The organism is Propioniciclava sp. MC1595 (genome assembly GCF_017569205.1).
Classification (GTDB): Bacteria; Actinomycetota; Actinomycetes; order Propionibacteriales; family Propionibacteriaceae; genus Propioniciclava.
The window spans coordinates 1,063,198-1,081,006 of record NZ_CP071870.1 but is presented as its reverse complement, the minus strand read 5'-3'; the positions used below and the strand labels follow the sequence as shown (position 1 = coordinate 1,081,006).

General features: G+C 73.7%; 17 protein-coding genes and 1 other RNA gene. 8 read left to right on the top strand and 10 right to left on the bottom strand.

Annotation, left to right across the window (positions count from 1 at the left end; translation table 11 throughout):
- Positions 1 to 74 precede the first annotated feature (74 nt).
- The 3 genes from J4N02_RS05120 to J4N02_RS05110 are packed head-to-tail and all read right to left on the bottom strand — an operon-like array spanning position 75 to position 5,234.
- Positions 75 to 836, bottom strand: coding sequence for a decaprenylphospho-beta-D-erythro-pentofuranosid-2-ulose 2-reductase (locus J4N02_RS05120; protein WP_188332635.1), 762 nt, complete (start codon positions 834 to 836; stop codon positions 75 to 77).
- Positions 833 to 2,236, bottom strand: a complete 1,404-nt coding sequence (locus J4N02_RS05115) for an FAD-binding oxidoreductase (protein ID WP_188332634.1) — start codon at positions 2,234 to 2,236, stop codon at positions 833 to 835. The genes J4N02_RS05120 and J4N02_RS05115 overlap by 4 nt, the downstream gene beginning before the upstream one ends.
- Before the next feature lie 25 nt (positions 2,237 to 2,261).
- The gene (locus J4N02_RS05110) at positions 2,262 to 5,234 is read right to left on the bottom strand and encodes a bifunctional [glutamine synthetase] adenylyltransferase/[glutamine synthetase]-adenylyl-L-tyrosine phosphorylase (RefSeq protein WP_188332633.1); all 2,973 of its coding nucleotides are present in this window, start codon (positions 5,232 to 5,234) and stop codon (positions 2,262 to 2,264) included.
- 85 nt (positions 5,235 to 5,319) lie between these two features.
- On the opposite strand from J4N02_RS05110, the gene J4N02_RS05105 reads away from it, so the two are divergent.
- Genes J4N02_RS05105 through J4N02_RS05085 form a run of 5 tightly spaced genes read left to right on the top strand, consistent with a single transcriptional unit; the run spans position 5,320 to position 10,790 of the window.
- Entirely contained in the window at positions 5,320 to 6,543 is a 1,224-nt protein-coding gene (locus tag J4N02_RS05105; RefSeq protein WP_188332632.1) for an efflux RND transporter periplasmic adaptor subunit, read from the top strand.
- Positions 6,540 to 7,229 carry an ABC transporter ATP-binding protein gene (locus tag J4N02_RS05100; protein ID WP_305071988.1) on the top strand — a complete coding sequence of 230 codons (690 nt, stop codon included), beginning with the start codon at positions 6,540 to 6,542 and terminating at the stop codon, positions 7,227 to 7,229. Before J4N02_RS05105 ends, J4N02_RS05100 begins: the two co-directional genes overlap by 4 nt.
- Complete coding sequence (locus J4N02_RS05095; protein WP_182814493.1) at positions 7,226 to 8,446, top strand: ABC transporter permease; 1,221 nt, start codon at positions 7,226 to 7,228, stop codon at positions 8,444 to 8,446. The genes J4N02_RS05100 and J4N02_RS05095 overlap by 4 nt, the downstream gene beginning before the upstream one ends.
- Positions 8,446 to 10,407, top strand: coding sequence for a biotin/lipoyl-binding protein (locus tag J4N02_RS05090; RefSeq protein ID WP_188332631.1), 1,962 nt, complete (start codon positions 8,446 to 8,448; stop codon positions 10,405 to 10,407). Before J4N02_RS05095 ends, J4N02_RS05090 begins: the two co-directional genes overlap by 1 nt.
- On the top strand, positions 10,404 to 10,790 hold the full coding sequence (locus J4N02_RS05085; protein ID WP_188332630.1) for a sterol carrier family protein: 387 nt from the start codon (positions 10,404 to 10,406) through the stop codon (positions 10,788 to 10,790). The genes J4N02_RS05090 and J4N02_RS05085 overlap by 4 nt, the downstream gene beginning before the upstream one ends.
- 3 nt (positions 10,791 to 10,793) lie before the next feature.
- Here J4N02_RS05085 and J4N02_RS05080 read toward each other — a convergent pair whose 3' ends face one another.
- Genes J4N02_RS05080 through J4N02_RS05070 form a run of 3 tightly spaced genes read right to left on the bottom strand, consistent with a single transcriptional unit; the run spans position 10,794 to position 13,056 of the window.
- On the bottom strand, positions 10,794 to 11,363 hold the full coding sequence (locus J4N02_RS05080) for a GNAT family N-acetyltransferase (protein WP_188332629.1): 570 nt from the start codon (positions 11,361 to 11,363) through the stop codon (positions 10,794 to 10,796).
- A 58-nt stretch (positions 11,364 to 11,421) separates the two neighbouring features.
- Positions 11,422 to 12,759: a glutamine synthetase family protein gene (locus tag J4N02_RS05075; protein ID WP_182814489.1), complete on the bottom strand. Its 1,338-nt coding sequence runs from the start codon at positions 12,757 to 12,759 to the stop codon at positions 11,422 to 11,424.
- Positions 12,760 to 12,804: 45 nt separating this feature from the next.
- Positions 12,805 to 13,056 carry a hypothetical protein gene (locus J4N02_RS05070; RefSeq protein ID WP_182814488.1) on the bottom strand — a complete coding sequence of 84 codons (252 nt, stop codon included), beginning with the start codon at positions 13,054 to 13,056 and terminating at the stop codon, positions 12,805 to 12,807.
- A 51-nt stretch (positions 13,057 to 13,107) separates the two neighbouring features.
- On the opposite strand from J4N02_RS05070, the gene map reads away from it, so the two are divergent.
- Positions 13,108 to 13,974, top strand: coding sequence for a type I methionyl aminopeptidase (gene map / locus J4N02_RS05065; RefSeq protein WP_188332628.1), 867 nt, complete (start codon positions 13,108 to 13,110; stop codon positions 13,972 to 13,974).
- Positions 13,971 to 14,816 carry an aminodeoxychorismate lyase gene (locus J4N02_RS05060; protein WP_188332627.1) on the top strand — a complete coding sequence of 282 codons (846 nt, stop codon included), beginning with the start codon at positions 13,971 to 13,973 and terminating at the stop codon, positions 14,814 to 14,816. The genes map and J4N02_RS05060 overlap by 4 nt, the downstream gene beginning before the upstream one ends.
- 15 nt (positions 14,817 to 14,831) lie before the next feature.
- On the opposite strand, the gene rnpB is transcribed toward J4N02_RS05060, so the two are convergent.
- The 4 genes from rnpB to J4N02_RS05045 all read right to left on the bottom strand — a co-directional run bounded on the left by rnpB (position 14,832) and on the right by J4N02_RS05045 (position 17,130).
- An RNA gene (rnpB, locus tag J4N02_RS05055) (RNase P RNA component class A) lies at positions 14,832 to 15,216 on the bottom strand.
- Between the two features lie 34 nt (positions 15,217 to 15,250).
- Positions 15,251 to 15,565 carry a hypothetical protein gene (locus J4N02_RS16780; RefSeq protein ID WP_243760876.1) on the bottom strand — a complete coding sequence of 105 codons (315 nt, stop codon included), beginning with the start codon at positions 15,563 to 15,565 and terminating at the stop codon, positions 15,251 to 15,253.
- Between the two features lie 304 nt (positions 15,566 to 15,869).
- The gene (locus tag J4N02_RS16775) at positions 15,870 to 16,382 is read right to left on the bottom strand and encodes an RNB domain-containing ribonuclease (protein ID WP_223202098.1); all 513 of its coding nucleotides are present in this window, start codon (positions 16,380 to 16,382) and stop codon (positions 15,870 to 15,872) included.
- 4 nt (positions 16,383 to 16,386) lie between these two features.
- Positions 16,387 to 17,130, bottom strand: coding sequence for a zinc ribbon domain-containing protein (locus tag J4N02_RS05045; RefSeq protein WP_188332626.1), 744 nt, complete (start codon positions 17,128 to 17,130; stop codon positions 16,387 to 16,389).
- A 75-nt stretch (positions 17,131 to 17,205) separates the two neighbouring features.
- On the opposite strand from J4N02_RS05045, the gene J4N02_RS05040 reads away from it, so the two are divergent.
- The gene (locus tag J4N02_RS05040) at positions 17,206 to 17,769 is read left to right on the top strand and encodes a histidine phosphatase family protein (RefSeq protein WP_188332625.1); all 564 of its coding nucleotides are present in this window, start codon (positions 17,206 to 17,208) and stop codon (positions 17,767 to 17,769) included.
- Positions 17,770 to 17,809 lie beyond the last annotated feature (40 nt).

Sequence of the window (17,809 nt, the reverse complement as noted above, 5' to 3'; positions counted from 1 at the left end):
CCTTGGTCGCTCCAGGCGATGACGGGCAGGCCGCGCCCAGGGTGTGCCTGGGCGGCCCGCACCAAGTCTATCGCTCAGATGGGCAGGCGCTTGAAGATCGGGGCCGGGATGTGCCGCAGGACGAGCATGACGGCCTCGAACGCCGGGGGCGTCCAGACGACGCGCTGCCCCTTCCGGGCGGCCGTGACCACCAGCGAGGCGACCTCGTCGGGGTTCACCGTGAGCGGCGCCTCCTTGACGTGCGCCGACATGCGGGTGCGCACCTGGCCGGGGCGGACCACGAGGACGTTCACCCCCGACGGCGCGAGCGCGTCGCCGAGGTTGGTGTAGAACCCGTCCAGGCCGGCCTTGGTGGAGCCGTAGACGAAGTTTGAGCGGCGCACCTTGAGGCCGGCCGCCGAGCTCATCGTGATGACCTGGCCGAAGCCCTGCGCCTTCATCCGCTGCCCGAGGAGGACGCCGACGCTCACCGCGCCGGTGTAGTTCACCTGGGCGGCCTCGACCGCCTTCGCCTGGTCCTGCCAGAGTTCCTCGGCCTCGCCCAGCACGCCGAACGCCACGATCGCCACGTCGACGTCGCCGCCGGCCCACGCGGCGTCCATGAACGCCGGGTGGGCGTCGAAGTCGGTGGCGTCGAAGTCGAGCACCTCCACCGCGCGGGCTCCCCGGGCCCGCAGCGAGACCACGGTGGCGTCGGTCCGGTCGTCCCCGGGCCGGACGCCGAGCACCACGCGGGCGGGTGCGTGGGCGAGGTACTCCCCCACGATCGCCAGGCCGATCTCGGACGTGCCGCCCAGCAGCAGGATGGTCTGGGGGTTGCCGGTGGCGTCGATCACATCAGCTCCAGTCGTCGGGCCATGTCGGAGGCGAACACGCCGGTCGGGTCGATGGCCCGCCGGGTGGCGATCCAGCCGTCGATGCCGGGGTACATGGCGTGGAAGGTCGCGGAGTCGGTGCGGGAGTCCTTGGAGGTGTACAGCCGGCCGCCGAACTCGAGGACGCGGGCGTCCAGCCCGCGCAGGAACTCCGACAGCCCGGCCCTGATCGGGAGGTCCACGCAGACGTTCCAGCCGGCCATCGGGTACGACAGCGGCGCGCGGTTGCCCTCGCCGAACAGCTTGAACACGTTCAGGAACGAGTAGTGCCCCGACGCCTGGATGCTGGCGATGATCTTCTTGAACTCCCCCACCGCGGCCGGCGGCACCACGAACTGGTACTGCAGGAAGCCGTCGGAGCCGTAGGCGCGGTTCCACTCCCCGAACATGTCGAGCGGGTGGTAGAAGCCGGTGAGGCTCTGGATCTTGTTCGTGTACTCCCCCGACTTGGCGTACCAGGCCTGCCCGAGCAGCCCGAAGGTCAGCTTGTTGGCCAGCCCGTTGGGGAACACGTCGGGCAGCGTCACGAACGTCTTCCCGCTGAACTCCAGCGGCCGGTCGGCGAGCTTGGGGGCGTACGCGCGCAGTTGGTCCAGGGTGGCGAGGTTGCCGCGGCTGATCGCGGCCCGGCCCAGCTTCGGCGGCGCGGAGATGGCGTCGAACCAGGCGCTGGAGTAGGCGTACCGCGACTCCGACCCGTCGGAGTGCACGGCGATGGTCTCCTCCAGCGACCCGGTGACCACGCCGTCGGCGAGGAACCAGGCCGTCTCGACGCGTTCCATCGCCACGGTGGCGCGCAGCACGATGCCGGTCAGGCCGATCCCGCCCACCGTCGCCCAGAACAGCGACGCGTCGGGGTCGTCGGGGCTGCCGTCGGGCGTGAGCGTGAGCACGCGGCCGTCGGCGACGAGCAGGTCGAGGGAGCGCACGTGGTCGCCGAAGCTGCCCGCGGAGTGGTGGTTCTTGCCGTGGATGTCGTTGCCGATCGCCCCGCCGACGGTCACCTGCCGCGTCCCGGGCAGGACCGGCACCCACAGCCCGTGGGGCAGGGCCGCGCGCATCAGCGCGTCCAGGCTCACCCCGGCCTCGACGGTGACGGTCGCGGCGGCGTCGTCGATGGCGAGGATGCGGTCGAGGGCGGTCATGTCGACCACCAGCCCGCCGCCGTTCTGGGCCACGTCGCCGTAGCTGCGGCCCAGCCCGCGGGCGAGCACGCCCCGGCCCTGCCCGGACGCCCTCCGCTCGGCCTCGCGCGCCACGGCGGCGACCACCACCTCGGCGTCGGGGGTCCGGAGTACCTGCGCGGTGCTGGGCGCCGTGCGCCCCCACCCCGTCAGCTTCTGGGCGGTCGTCTGGCTCACCCCACCAATCTAGTCGCGGCGTGGCTCAGGCGCCGGGGGTCAATCCCCAGAAGACCCGGTCCATGACCTCGCGGGCGAGCCGGGCGCGACGCGACCAGTCGTCGATGAACACGCCCACCTCGGCGCGGGCGTAGCCGAGCATCTGGGCCACGGCCGCCCGCTCGCGCGCGTCGGTCGGGATCGTGTCGGACGCGCGCCCCCGGAGGAGCATCGTCGCGTTGCGGATGCGGGTCGCCATCAGCCAGGCCTCGCGCAGGGCGACCGCGTCCGCCTGGGCCAGGTAGCCGCCGGCCTCCTCCGCCTCCAGCGCGGCCAAGGTACGGGGCGTCCGCAGCGAGGGCGCCTCGTGGCTGTACTCCAGCTGCAGCAGCTGCACGCACCACTCCACGTCGGACAGCCCGCCCGAGCCGAGCTTCACGTGCCGGCGCGGGTCGGTGCCGCGCGGCATGCGCTCGTTCTCCATCCGGGCCTTGAGCTTGCGGATCTCGGTGACCTGCCGGGGCGCGATGCCGCCTTCGGGGTGGCGCACCCGGTCCACCACGGCGAGCAGGGACGCCGACAGCTCGCGGTCGCCGGCGCCGTGACCGGCGCGGACCAGCGCCTGCGCCTCCCAGGTCGAGGACCACTTCTCGTAGTAGGCGGTGTAGGAGGCCAGCGTGCGCACGATGGGGCCGCCCTTGCCCTCGGGTCGCAGGTCGAGGTCGAGCTCCACGGCGGGGTCCGCGCCCGGACGCCGGAGCAGCTCCCGCAGCCGGGTCACGAGCTTGATCCCCCGGGCGACCGCCTCGGGGTCGTCGGAGTCGCCGATGACGACCATGCCGTCGGCGTCGGAGGAGTAGGACAGCTCGCGCCCGCCCCACCGGCCGAGCGCGATCACGGCGAGCGCCGGGGCGTCGGGGTGCTCCCGGCGCGCGACCTCGAGGGCGGCGTCGATCGAGGCCGACATGACGCCGCTGAGCCCATCGCCCACCGCGACCACGTCCATCCGGCCGAGCAGGTCGGCGATGGCGATCCGCAGCAGCTCCTTGCGCCGGACCCCCCGGATCGCCTCGACCGCCGCGTTGGGGTCGTCGTGGCGCTTGGCGGAGGTGGTCATCTCGTGCAGGATCTCCTCCTGCGTGCGGGTCAGGTGGTCGGCGTCGGCCAGCAGCTGGGCGGTCTGGGGCGCGCGCAGCAGCAGGTCGACGGCGTAGCGGCTCGACGATAGCACCACCGCGAGGTTCTCGGCCATCGCGCCCTCGTCGCGCAGGGCCCGCAGGTACCAGGAGGTCGACCCCAACGCCTCCGACACCTGGCGGAAGGCCAGCAACCCGTGGTCGGGGTTCGGGCCCTCGGCGAACCAGCCGAGCATCGCCGGCAGCAACTGGCGCTGGATCTCGGCCTGCCGGGTGACCCCGGTCGTGAGGGCCTCGATGTGCCGCAGCGCGGCCCGGGTGTCGTTGAAGCCGAGCGCGCGCAGCCGGGTCTCGGCGGCGTCCGAGGTCAGGCGCACCGCCTCGGACGGGATGCGGGCCACCGCCTCGAGCAGCGGCGAGTAGAAGATGCGCTGGTGCAGCCGCAGGACCCGCCGGGTGGACGACCGCCAGGCCGAGGACAGCTCGTCGCTGGACGCGAAGCCCATCCCGCGGGCCAGCCGGCGCAGGCTCGGCTCGTCGGTCGGCATCAGGTGGGTGCGACGCAGCTGGTGGAGCTGGATCCGGTGCTCCAGCACCCGCTGCAGCCGGTAGGCCTTCTCGAGCTGCTGCCCGTCGGCGCGGCCCACGTAGCCGGCCGAGACCAGCGCGTGCAGCGCGTCGAAGGTGCCCCGCAGGCGGAGCCGCTCGTCCCCGCGACCGTGCACGAGCTGCAGGAGCTGCACGCTGAACTCGGTGTCCCGCAGGCCGCCGGCGCCCAGCTTGATCTCCTGGGCGGCCTCCTTGGCCGGCAGCAGCGAGATCACGCGCTTGCGCATCGCCTGGATCTCGCTGACGAACTGCGGGTCGTCGGCCACCGACCACACCCGGGGCGCCACGAGGTCGACGAACGCCTGCCCGAGCGCGCGGTCGCCGGCCATCGGGCGCGCCTTGAGCAGCGCCTGGAACTCCCAGTTCCTGGCCCACTTGCCGTAGTAGGTGCCCATCGAGGCCAGCGACCGGACGAGCTGGCCGGCCTTCCCCTCGGGGCGCAGGTTGGCGTCCACCTGCCAGATCGTCCCGGCTGCGGTCCGTGCCGAACAGGTCCGGGCCACGGACGCCGCGAGCTTGGTCGCGATCGCCACGGCCTCGGTCGCGTCGACGACCGGCCCCCCCGCCTCGTCGAGGGCGGGTTCCGCGACGTGGATGACGTCGACGTCGGAGACGTAGTTGAGCTCGCGGGCGCCGCACTTGCCCATGGCCAGGATGGCCAGCCGGACCCGCTCGTGCCCGGGTACCTCGGCGCGGGCCAGGGCGAGGGCCGCCTCGACCACGCCGTCGGCCAGGTCGGCGAGCTCGCGCCCGATGTCGGCGACGGTGGCCAGGGGGTCGGAGGCGGTCAGGTCGCGCGCGGCGACGCGCAGCAGTGCCTCCCGGTAGGCGAGCCGGAGGGCGTCGCCCGACCCGGCCTGGGCGACCGGTGCCTCCGCATCGGGGTCGGCCCCCACCGCGCGCAGGAGGTCGGCGCGCAGGGAGGCGGCGTCGCGGGGCCACGGTTCCTCGTCGAGCACGGCCAGCGCCTCGGGGTGCACGCCCAGGTGCTGGTTGAGGGCGACGGACGCCCCCATCACCCGGGCGACCCGGCGCGCGCGCTCGGGGTCGGCGATCACGTGGCGGAAGGCGTCCGTCTGCTCGGCGGCCATGCGCGCGAACCCGCCCATGGCGAGGTCGGGATCGGCGCTGGCGAGGAGTTCGTCCACCAGCCGGCGCACGGCGGGCTCGTCGTGGAAGACCGCGAACCAGGTCTCGATCACCGCCACCGCGTGGTGGGGGTCGGCGAAGCCCCGGCGGGCCAGTCGTCCGGCGGGGGTCGACATGCGGTCCATGGACCAGATGCTAGTCGGACCGGGTCGGGCCCGTGGCGGGCGCCGACTACTCTGGAGGGTGCCGTCCCCTGCTCGAGGAGTCCCGATGAACAAGCCCCGCGCGCGCACGCCGTGGTCGCGCCGCCGCTGGGTGCTCGTGATCGGGGCTGTCCTCCTGGCCATCGCCCTCGTCGCCGGCGTGGTCCTCTGGAACGCCTCCCGCACGCCCGCGGGCCCGACGACCGACGTGGTCCGGGCCACCCGCACCGACGAGACGACCACCGTCTCCCTGGCCGGCGTGCTCGCCCCCCAGCAGCAGGCCAACGTGTCCTTCGCCGTCCCCGGCACCGTCCGCACGATCGACGTGAAGGTCGGCGACACGGTGACGGTCGACCAGCAGCTCGCCACGGTCGGTGACCGCGACCTGCGCAACGCCCTCAGCCTCGCCGAGGCGCAGGCCACCGCGGCCCGCGCCCAGCTGCAGACCGCCCGCGACGCCGACCGCGCCACCTCGGCGCAGGTCGCGGCCGCCCGGGCGGCCGTCGAGTCGGCCGACGCCGCCGTGGCGCAGGCCCGCGACCGGCTGGCCGACGCGATCCTGACCTCCCCCCTGGCGGGCGTGGTCGCCGCGGTCAACGTCGAGGTGGGCGACCAGGTCTCCGGCGCCGGGGGCTCCGTCGGCGGGGCCTCGCTGCCCGGTCTGGGCGGCATGTCCGGCCTCTCGGGCATCCCCGGCCTGTCCGGCATGACCGGCGGCTCGACGAGCGGCAACGGCGCGACGGCGACGGGGGCCAACATCGTGGTCGTCGTGCCCGACGCCTGGAAGCTCGAGGCCGAGGTCGGCACGGCCGACCTGCCCCAGCTCCAGGCCGGCCAGGAGGCCATCGTCACCCCCACCGGCACCTCTCAGCACGTGAGCGCCGTGGTCGACACCGTCGGCATCGTCGCCAACGCAGCCTCGGGGCAGGCCGCCACCTTCCCGGTGACCCTCCGCATCACCGACCCCTCCGCCACCCTCTTCTCCGGCTCCAACGCCGACGCCGTCGTGACCACCGGCACGGTCCGCGGCGTGCTGACCCTCCCCGGCGAGGCGATCTGGATCACCAACGGCCAGCCCGCCGTGCGGCGCCAGGTCGGCGGCACGGTGACCTCGGTCGAGGTGACCACCGGGCGCCGCTTCGGCGACCGCGTCGAGATCACCGCCGGCCTGGACGAGGGCGCCGAGGTGCTCGCCCGCCGCAGCGTCGTGGTCACCCCGCCCCCGCGTCCGCAATTCGGCCCCGGCGGCTCGATCGTCTCCCCCGACCCGACCGCCACGCCCGAGCGATGAGCGCCCTGCTGCGGATGACCGGCGTCCGCAAGACCTACGACACCGGGGTGGTCGCCGTCGAGGCGCTGCGCGGGGTCGACCTCGAGGTCGCCGAGGGCGACTTCGTGGCGATCATGGGCCCCTCGGGCTCGGGCAAGTCGACGCTGATGCACATCCTCGGCTGCCTCGACGTGCCCTCCGCCGGCACCTACGAGCTCAGCGGCGTCGACGTGAGCCGCATGACCGAGGCCGAGCTCGCCGACGTCCGCAACCGGCGGATCGGCTTCGTCTTCCAGCAGTTCAACCTGCTCCCCTCCATGACCGCCCTGCGCAACGTCGAGCTGCCGCTGGTGTACGCCGGGGTGCCCCGCGCCGAGCGCCGCGAGCGGGCCCTGGACGCCCTCGGTCGCGTCGGCCTCGCCGAGCGCGTAGACCACCGCCCCGGGGAGCTCTCTGGCGGCCAGCAGCAGCGCGTCTCCGTCGCCCGGGCCCTCGTCACGGACCCGGCGCTGATCCTCGCCGACGAGCCGACGGGCAACCTCGACTCGGTCTCCACCCGCGACGTGCTCGGCCTGTTCCACGAGCTGCACGCCGCCGGCCGCACGATCGTGCTCATCACCCACGAGGCCGACGTGGCGCAGGAGGCCCGCCGGGTCGTCCGCATCACCGACGGCCTGTTGTCGGAGGGTGCCGGGGTGGGCGCATGAGCTGGTCCGAGACGTTCCGCACGGCGGTCGAGGCGCTGCTCGGCCGCCGGATGCGCTCGCTGCTGACCATGCTCGGCATCCTCATCGGCATCGCCGCGGTCATGCTGACCGTCGGGCTCGGCGAGGGCGCCCGCCACCAGATCACCGCCGAGATCAACAAGCTCGGCTCCAACCTGCTCATCGTGATGCCCGGATCGGCATCGGCGTCCGGCCAGCGCACGGCCGGCATCCAGTCGCTGACGCTCGAGGACGCCGAGACCATCGCCGACCCGGCCGTCGCCCCCGACGTGGCCGGCGTGGCCCCGATGATGGGCACGCGCGCCAGCGTCCAGTACGGCACCAAGGACTGGTCCTCCCAGGTCACCGGCACCACGGTCGACTGGCCGGTCGTACGGGCGCGCGGGCTCATGGACGGCCGGTTCTTCACGCAGGTGGAGCAGGCCTCGGCCGCGCAGGTGGTCGTGCTCGGCCCAACCACCGCGGGCAACCTGTTCGCCGACAGCCCCGCAGTCGGCCAGGAGGTCGTGATCAGCGGGCAGACGTTCCTGGTCGTCGGGGTCCTGGAGTCGGTCGGGGCCAGCTCGATGACCAACGACGACGACACCGTCGTCATGCCCATGACCACCGTCGCCCAGCGCCTGGTGCCGCCGGCATCGGCGCGCTCGCTGCAGGCGATCTACGTCGCCGCGCGCGACGACGCCTCAATCTCGTCGGCCCACCAGCAGATCACCCGTGCCCTGACGGTCAACCACGCCACGACCTCGGCCGACCAGGACTTCTCGATCATGACGTTCCAGGCCCTCCTGACGGCCATGAACTCCATGACCGCGGTCCTGACCACCCTGCTCGCCGGCCTGGCAGCGATCTCCCTCGTGGTCGGCGGCATCGGCGTCATGAACATCATGCTGGTGTCGGTCTCCGAGCGCGTCCGCGAGATCGGCCTGCGCAAGGCCCTCGGCGCCACCCCGGCCCTGATCCGCCGGCAGTTCCTCGTCGAGGCCGGCATCCTCGGCCTCCTCGGCGGCGCCCTCGGCGTCGCGCTCGGGGTCGCCGGTGCCGCCATCCTGACCCCGCTGCTGGACCTCCAGGTCACCGTGTCCCTGCCCGCCACCCTGCTGGCCCTGGCCGTCTCGCTCGGCATCGGGCTCATCGCGGGCACCTACCCCGCGGCCCGGGCGGCGAACCTGCCCCCGATCGACGCCCTGAGGAGCGAGTGATGAAGCGCGCCGGATGGATCGTCGCGGCCGTCGGGGCCGTCGTGCTCGGCCTGGTCGTCTGGGCCCTGCAGCCCCGCGCCGCCGAGGCCGCCTACGTGACCGCCCCCGCCGCGCGCGGGGCGATCACCCAGACCATTTCCCTTGTGGGCCCCGTCGAGCGCGACGGCCAGGCCACCCTGGAGTACCGCAGCGACGGCATGGTCACCGCCGTGCACGTGAAGGTCGGTGACCAGGTCACCGCCGGCCAGCAGATCGTGAGCATCGACCCCGCCCCGCTCCGGCTGTCCGTCCTGCAGGCGCGCGCCCAGCTCGCCCAGGCCGAGGCGCAGCTGGACGCCGACCTCGCGGCCCAGCGCTCCGGCGGTTCGAGCCTGCCCGCCGGCCTCGGCGGAGCGCTAGGCGGCGGGCTGCCGTCGATGCCGGGTGGTTCGGGTGGCTTCGGCGGCACGGGCGGCCTGCCCACCGGCGGCTTCCCGGGTGGCCTCCCCGGCGGCGGCGCCCCCGGCGGCGGAATGCCCGGTGGCGGCCAGGCACCCGCGTACCTGACCGAGCTCAACGCCTCGCTCGCCGACCTCCAGACGGCCGTCGAGCGCCAGCAGACCCAGTGCACGCCGGTCTTCTCGGCCCTGCAGCGCCTGCGGGACCTCCGCGAGTCCCTGCCCAGCCCCCTCCCGACCGCGCTGCCCACGGCACTGCCGACCACCTCGCCCACCGCCACCCCGACGGGCTCCGCCACCCCAACGCCGAGCCCCATTCCGGAGCCGTCCGCCAGCCCCGAGCCCACGGTCGGCCCCGAGCCGAGCGCCACCCCGAGCGCGACGCCCTCCCCCGAGCCCCCGGGCTCGCCCGACCCGAACCCCGGCTCGCCGCAGCCCACGGCGTCCGACGAGCCGACGCCGCGCCCGAGCGCGACCCCGAGCCCCAGCGTGCCGGGCCTGCCGCGGCTGCCCGACGTGGACCTCGACGAGCAGCTCGACAAGCTGGTCGGGATGGCCGACCAGGTGCAGGCGTGCTCCGACGCGATGGTCGGGCTCGCGCAGGCCGAGGGCCGCGCCGGCATGGCGATCGGCGCCGCGGCCCAGGGCCTGGCCGCGCAGACGCAGGCCGCGACCGCGGCGATGGCCAAGGCGCAGGCCCAGCTGCAGGAGGCCATGGCTGCCGCCCAGCAGCAGGTCGAGGCCGCGGCCCGCGCCGCCGCCGAGGACGCGATCCGCAAGGCACAGGCCGACCTCGAGGCCCAGATGGCGGCCTCGTTCGGCGGCATGGTCACCGACGCGACGATCGCCAACGACCGGGCCCGCCTGCTGCAGGCCCGCCAGCAGCTCGAGTCCGCCGAGGCAGACCTGGCCGCGGCGACCCTGACCAGCCCGACCTCCGGGGTCGTCGGCGCGCTCGACTTCGCCGTGGGCGAGAGCTCGCGCGGTCGGTCGGCCACCGTCGTCGGCGAGGGCGCGGCCCGCGTGACCGTCGAGGTCCCCCTCGCCGTGCGCGCGCTCGTCGCCCCGGGAGTCACCGCGCGGGTCGGCCAGCTCGCCAGCCCCGCCACCCTGGACGGCCAGGTCACCGGCGTCAGCGTGCTGCCGGGTGCGAGCGGGTCGCCTCGCTACGAGACCACGGTCGTCACCGACGACCCCGACCAGACCCTGCACCCCGGCTCGTGGGCCGACGTGACGCTGACGCTGGCGCAGGCGGCCGACGTCCTCACGGTCCCCTCCTCGGCGGTGACGAAGATCACCGACACCACCGGCACGGTCGAGGTCGTCGGCGCCGCGATGGACCAGACCGCCGACACCGTCACCGTGGTGACCGGCCGCACCGGCCAGGGCAAGGTCGAGGTCGTGAGCGGCCTGGCCGACGGCCAGTTGGTCGTGCTCGCCGACCGGCGCCTGCCGGTGCCCGGCGGCATCGGCCAGTACGCCCCGCCGTCGCAGGCCTCCCCCGAGCCGACCGCGCGCCGATGAGGCGCCCCGACCGGGCGGCCCTCGCGGCCGCCTCCGCGACCGCGGCCGCCGTGGCCGTCGGCGCCCAGGTCGGGCGCAGCGAGCTGGCCGCGGCCGTGCGGGCCACCCTGGGCCAGCTGGAGGTGCTCTTCCCGGGCAAGCTCGTCGAGGTGCGCGTGCCCCCGTTCGCCGCCGTGCAGGTCGGCGTCCCGGGCCAGGCCAGCGCGCACACGCGCGGCACGCCACCCAACGTCGTCGAGACCGACCCCGGCACGTGGCTCGCCCTGGCGAGCGGGCGCCTCGCGTGGCCGGACGCCGTGGCGGCCCGCCGGGTCAGCGCCAGCGGGGCGCACGCCGACATCGGCGGGCACCTGGGCGCGTTGGTGGCGGACCTGGCCGGGTGAGGCTCAGCGGCGGCTGGCGAGGTCGATGACCTCGGCGTCCGGTCGTGCGTCGACGCGGCACAGGATCCCGTCGCCGCGCCCGAACACCACCCCGGGGAGGGTGAAGTCGTCGGTCACCTCGCGGAAGCCGAGCTGGGCGTGCAGGGCGCGGGAGGCCAGGTTGGAGCCGCTGACGGCGTAGAACGCCGGCTCCCCGCGCTCGAGGACCCACTCGACGCGCGCCTGGGTGAGGCGGCGTCCGATGCCGCGTCGGCGGAACGCCGGGGCCACGACCACGCCGGAGAGGTACCAGCCGTCGGGGGCGTTGCGGCCGCCGTCGGCGACCGGGGTCAGCCACGCCAGCCAGGCGTAGCCGATCACCTCGTCCTCGTGCTCGGCGACCAGCAGCACGCGCTTGTCGTCCTCGAACTGGCGGCCGTGGATCGCCGTCCACTCGGCCACGCCCGCGCCCTCGCGCTGGGCAGCCAGGCCGGCGGTGAACGGCAGGTCGTCCCGGCAGGCCGTCCGGATGACGACGTCGGTCAGCGGGACGCCGTGGGCGTCGGGCTGGAAGGGGGCGAAGAGCGTGTTCACGATTGACACACACTGACACACCGCGGGGGCGTCCTCCGCGGCGTCCCAAACCGCGGCGTCAGAGCGACGGCAGCAGCTTGCTGAACTCCAGGGGCGTGACCTGCCGGCTGTACTCGGCCCACTCGGCCCGCTTGTTGCGCAGGACGAAGTCGAACACGTGCTCGCCGAGCGTCTCGGCCACCAGCTCGCTGGTCTCCATGGCGCGCACCGCCGCGTCGAGGCTGTTGGGCAGCGGCCTGATGCCCAGGGCGTCCCGCTGCTTGGAGGTGAGCGACCAGACGTCGTCCTCGGCCGGGTCGGGCAGCTCCATCTCCTTCTCGATCCCCGACAGGCCGGCGGCCAGGATCAGGGCGTACGCGAGGTAGGGGTTGACCGAGCTGTCCAGCGAGCGGATCTCGACGCGCGCCGAGCTGGCCTTCGACGGCTTGAACATCGGGATGCGGACCATCGCCGACCGGTTGTTCTGGCCCCACGTGATGTGGGCGGGGGCCTCGCCGCCGGCGGCCAGGCGCTTGTAGGAGTTCACCCACGGGTTCAGCACGGCGCTCAGCTCGGAGGCGTGGTGGAGCAGGCCCGCGACGAACTGCCGGCCCGTCTTGCTGAGGTGGTACTCCCCCGACGCGTCGTAGAACGCGTTGGTGTCGCCCTCGAACAGGGACACGTGGCTGTGCATGCCCGAACCCGGGTGCTCGGCCAGCGGCTTGGGCATGAAGGAGGCGAACAGGTTCTGCATGACCGCCACCTCCTTCACCACCACGCGGAAGGTCATGATGTTGTCGGCCATCGTGAGCGCGTCGGCGTAGCGCAGGTCGATCTCCTGCTGGCCGGGGCCGCCCTCGTGGTGGCTGAACTCCACCGAGATGCCCATCTGCTCGAGCATGTCGATCGTCATCCGGCGGAAGTCGGTGCCGGCGGTGTCGGTGGTGTGGTCGAAGTAGCCGCTGGTGTCGACCGGGGTCGGCTCGACGCCGGGCACCAGGGGCCGCTTGAACAGGTAGAACTCGATCTCGGGGTGCACGTAGAAGGTGAAGCCGAGGTCGGCGGCCTTCTTCATCGCGCGCTTCAGCACGCCGCGCGGATCGGCGTAGGAGCGCGAGCCGTCGGGCAGGCCGATGTCGCAGAACAGGCGGGCGGTGCCGCCGGCGGCGCCGCGCCAGGGCAGCATCTGGAACGTCGACGGGTCGGGGTGCGCGACCATGTCGGACTCGTAGACGCGCGCGAAGCCCTGGATCGACGACCCGTCGAAGCCGATGCCCTCGCTGAGCGCGCCCTCGAGCTCGGCCGGGGCGATCGCCACGGACTTCAGGAACCCGAGCACGTCGGTGAACCAGAGACGCACGAACCGGACGTCCCGCTCCTCCATCGTGCGCAGGACGAAATCAGTCTGCTTGTCCATGGGGCCATCCTGCCCCACGGGGTGTTACGTGCGGGTTACGGGTCCTCAGGGCTTGAAGGTGTCGAACGCCGAGGTGCCCCAGTCGTCCTCACCGTCGCCGTCGGCGTCCTCGTCGTCCTCGTCGGCGTAGCGCGGGTCGTTCTCCCACGCCTCGTTGCGCTCCTCCGCGCGGGCGAGGGCCTGCTCGGCCTCCTGCCGCGTGGCGTAGGGGCCGAGGCGGTCGACGGCCTTGCCGCCCTCGTACTGCTCCACCTGGCCGGTGACCAGGTTGTAGTACCACTCGGTGTCGTGGGTCATGGTTGCCGCCTCTCGATCAGCGTCCCTGCAGCCCCACACTATGATCGGCGCGTGACTCCCATCAAGCCTCATGCCGTCTCCGCGCGCCGTCCGGTGCCGGCCTCGATCATCCGTCCCCACTACGTCGATCGACCCGCCCCGGACCGCTACACGGGGTCGCACGTGCAGACGCCGGAGACGATCGAGCTGATGCGCGAGGCGTCCCGGATCGCGTCGGGGGCCATGTACACCGCCGCCGCGGCGATCGCGCCGGGCGTCACCACCGACGAGCTGGACGCCGTGGCCCACGAGTACATGCTCGACCACGGCGCCTACCCGAGCGCGCTCGGCTACCGGGGCTTCCCCAAGGCGATCTGCACCTCGGTCAACGAGGTGATCTGCCACGGCATCCCCGACGCCCGCCCGCTCGAGGACGGCGACCTGGTCAAGATCGACGTCACGGCGTTCAAGAACGGCGTGCACGGCGACAACTGCGGCACCTTCTTCTGCGGCGACGTGGACGAGGAGTCCCGCCTGCTGAGCGAGCGCACCCATGAGGCGATGATGCGCGGCATCCGCGCCGTGAAGCCCGGGCGCGAGACCAACGTGATCGGCCGCGTGATCGAGATGTACGCCAAGCGCTTCGGCTACGGCGTCGTGCGTGAGTACACCGGCCACGGCGTGCACAGCGCGTTCCACTCGGGGCTGGTGATCCTGCACTACGACAACGAGGTCTACCGCGACGTGATGGAGCCGGGCATGACCTTCACCATCGAGCCGATGCTCGCCCTGGGCGACCCCAGCTCGCACGTGTGGGACGACGACTGGACGGTCGTGACCAACGACCTCTCCCGCGTCGCCCAGTGGGAGCACACCGTCGCCGTGACCGAGGACGGCGTCGAGATCCTCACCCTCCCCCCGGAGGAGTTCGCGGCATGACCCAGCTCGTGGCGGTGCTCGGCGTCGGGGTCGTGGCCGCGGACACCGCCGTGGTCGGCGCCGACGACCTCGGCATCAACCGCGGCGACGGGGTCTTCGACGCCGCGCGCGTGGTCGTCGACGCCGCAGGCACCCGCGTCGAGTTCCTCGACGAGCACCTCGCCAGGTTCGAGCGTTCGCACGCGCTCATGGGCATGGCCGCCCCCGACCTGGCCGCCTGGCGCGGCCTCATCGCGGACGCCGTGGCGGCCTGGGACGCCCCGGGCGAGGCCGTGGTCAAGCTCATCGCCACCCGCGGGCAGGAGCACGCCCCCGCCGAGCCGGGTGCGTCGTTCCTGACGATCACAGCGTCCGACACGACGCCCTGCCCGCCGCTGCGGCTGGTCACGCTGACGACCGGACGCCGTGCCGACGCCTTCGCCGACGCCCCGTGGCTGCTGGGCGGGGTGAAGTCGCTGTCCTACGCCGTGAACGTGGCCGTGGCCCGCGAGGCCCGCCGCCGCGGGGTCGACGACGTGCTGTTCACCTCGGCCGACGGCTACTGCCTCGAGGGGCCGCGCTCGGGCCTGCTCGCCCTCGTCGACGGCGTCTACGCCACCACCCCGGTGGAGGGCACCGGCATCCTCGACTCGGTGACCATCGCCGCCGTCCGCGCCGGGCTCGCCGCCCGCGGCACCACCGTGGTCGACCGCCTGCTCACCCCCGCCGACCTCGTCGGCGCCGAGGCGGCCTGGCTGCTGTCCGCCGGACGCGGCGTGTGCGACATCGTCGCCCTCGACGGCACGCCGCTGCGCACCGACGCCGAGGCGTCCGCGCTGCTGCGGGGGCTCGCCGGGTTCTGACGCCCGGAGGGATGAGGGACGAGCCGGCCTGTAAGCCGGATTCTGTCGCCCGAAGGCGGGTGATCATCCATCTGTGACCCCCGTCGCCGGGGGCCTCCGACGCCGGCTTGCGCCGACGCCGTGCAACCTACCCGGACGCCTCGCGCGGGCAGCGCTCGAACGGCATCCGCGGGCCGAAGCCCTTCTTGGTCTTGCTCCGGGTGGGGTTTGCCGTGCCGTCGATGTCACCACCGACGCGGTGGGCTCTTACCCCACCCTTTCACCCTTACCCCCGAGGGGGCGGTTTGCTTTCTGTGGCACTGTCCCGCGGGTCACCCCGGGTGGGCGTTACCCACCACCCTGCCCTGTGGAGTCCGGACTTTCCTCAACGGTTTCCCGCAGCGATCACCCGGCCGACTCGTCCAGCTAGCCATTCTACGCCACGGCGTGGCGGCTCAGCGCACCCGAAACTCGACCCGTCCGGTCACGACGTCGGCGGTCACCAGTTCGGCCTCCACCTCGGAGCCGAGCTCGGCCTTGCGCCCGGTGAGCCGCGCGGCGACAGCCGGCTCGGCCAGCTGAATCTCGCCGCGGTCGTCCTCGGCCTCCCACTCGGTGACGACGCCCTGGAAGGACTCCCCCACGTGCGGGGCCAGCACCAGGGCCTCGACCAGGTCGAGCAGCCCGCGCTCGTAGGCGTTCGAGCGCTGGGTGGCCTGCTGCATGGTCTTGGGCAGCTCGTCGAGCTCGGCGCGGATCCACTCCGGCACCGGGTCGCCCGCGCACAGCGCCTCGCACAGCGCGCCGTGCAGCGGCGGTGCTCGAGCATGATCTTCGCCGCGGCCATGCCGGTCAGCAGCGAGATCTGCGCGTTCCAGCCCTCGACGGGCAGCGTGGCGCGGAAGTCGAGCTCCCAGTGCTCGCCGACGACGTGCACCTCCTGCTCGGGGATCTGCAGGCTGACGCCGCCCCGCTCGGCCTCGAGCACCTCGCGCAGGCGACCCACCTCGGCCAGCAGCTGCAGCGACTCGGACGCCGTGCCCGCATCCAGCGCCTCCTGGACGCCCGCGTAGGTCAGCTGCTCCCGGCTGCGGACCCGGGCGGCTGCCACCGTGGACGCGTGGCCTCGCCGCGGGCGTCCAGCGTGTGCTCCCAGACCAGCGCCGGGCGGAGCTGGCCGGGCAGCAGGGACGCGGCACCCTCGCTGAGCACCGGCGGGTGCAGCGGCGTGCGGGCGTTGGGCGCGTACAGGGTCAGCCCGCGCTCGTGGACCTCGCGGTCGATCGCCCCGCCCGGAGTGACGAACCGGGCCACGTCGGCGATGGCGTACAGCACGTGGTAGCCGTCGCCGTCACGCTCGATGTACAGCGCCTGGTCGAGGTCGGTCGAGCCGGGCGGGTCGATGGTGACGAACGGCACGTCGGTCAGGTCGCGCTCGGGCAGCACGACCCCGGACGCCGCGGCCTCGGCCTCGGCCATGACGTCGGCCGGGAACCCGGCGGGCACCTCCAGCCGCTCGTGCAGGGCGTCGAGTCCGGCGCGGATGGGCTCGGGGACGCCGCGGGCGCTGAGGTGGACCGAGGGCATCGCGTCAGAGCCCCGACTCGGACGTCCGCACGAGGATGCGGTTGCACTCCTCGCAGCGCAGCACCTCGTCGTCGTCGGCGGCCCGGTAGCGGTTCAGGTCGGCCGAGGTCGCCTCGAGTTGGCAACCGCCGCAGCGGCCCTGGCGCAGCAGGGCGGCGCCCACGCCGCCGGACTTCTCGGCCACGCGGGTGTAGAGCGCCAGCAGGTCGGCGGGGACGGCCGCGGCGATGGCGTCGCGCTCGATCTCGCGCTGGCCGCGCTCGGAGGCGATCTCGCCGAGCTTGCCCTCGCGCACCTTCAGCACCGCGCGCATGCGCTCCTCGATGCCGCCCTTGGCGTCCACGGCGTGCTCGGCGACCGCGCGCGCCTCCTCGAGGCGCTCCATCGCCTCGAGCTGCGCGTCCTCCAGGTCGACGATGCGCTTCTTGAGGTGCTCGATCTCGTCGAGCAGGCCCTGCAGGGCCTTGGGGTCGGCGACCGACCCGTCGTTGACGCGGCGCTCGTCGCGGGCCAGGCGCTCGCGCACCGGCACCAGGTCGGACTCGGCCTTGGCCTGCTCGGCCTCGAGGTCGGAGACGACCGTCTCGGCCGCGATCACGTGCTCGGCCGCCCGGGCGCGCTCGGCCTGCAGGCTGCGGGCCTCGGTGGTCTCGGGGAGGGTGTTGCGCTTGTGGTCCAGCTGCGCGATGGCGGTGTCGCTGGCCTGTAGGTCGAGCAACCGGCGCTGCGCCTCAGCGGCAGCCTTCATGGGATTCCTCCTGGCTTGAGCGTGCATTGCACCCTATCGCAGCGGCCCCCGGACCCCGGGTGTCAGGATGGCGCCATGACGATCCTGTACCTCGTCCGGCACGGGGAGACCGAGTGGAGCCGGTCGGGCCAGCACACGTCCTACACCGACCTCGACCTCACCGAGGCCGGCGTCGACCAGGCCCGCGCCCTGCGCGCCAAGATCGACCCGGCCGAGTTCGGGCTCGTGCTGACCAGCCCCCGGCTGCGGGCGCGCAAGACCGCCGCGCTCGCGGGCTTCCCCGACGCCGAGGTCTGCGACGACCTGGCCGAGTGGAACTACGGCGAGTACGAGGGGCTCACCAGCCAGCAGATCCGCACCAACCACCACCCCGGCTGGCGGCTGTGGTTCAACGGCGTCCCCGGTGGCGAGACCCACGACGAGGTGCGCGAACGGCTCAGCCGGGTCGTCCGGCGGGTGCGGGACTCGGGCGTGGAGAGGGCGATCTGCTTCGGGCACGGCCACGCCTCGCGGGTGCTGGCGCTGTGCTGGCTCGACTTCCCGCTCATCTTCGGGCAGGCGTTCCCCGTCGAGACGGCGTCGGTGTCGATCCTCGGCCGCGAGAAGGAGTCGTGGGCCGTCCTTCGCTGGAACAGCTGAGGGCCGGCGGGCGCGTACAGTGGGTGGGGTCTGTGCGCGC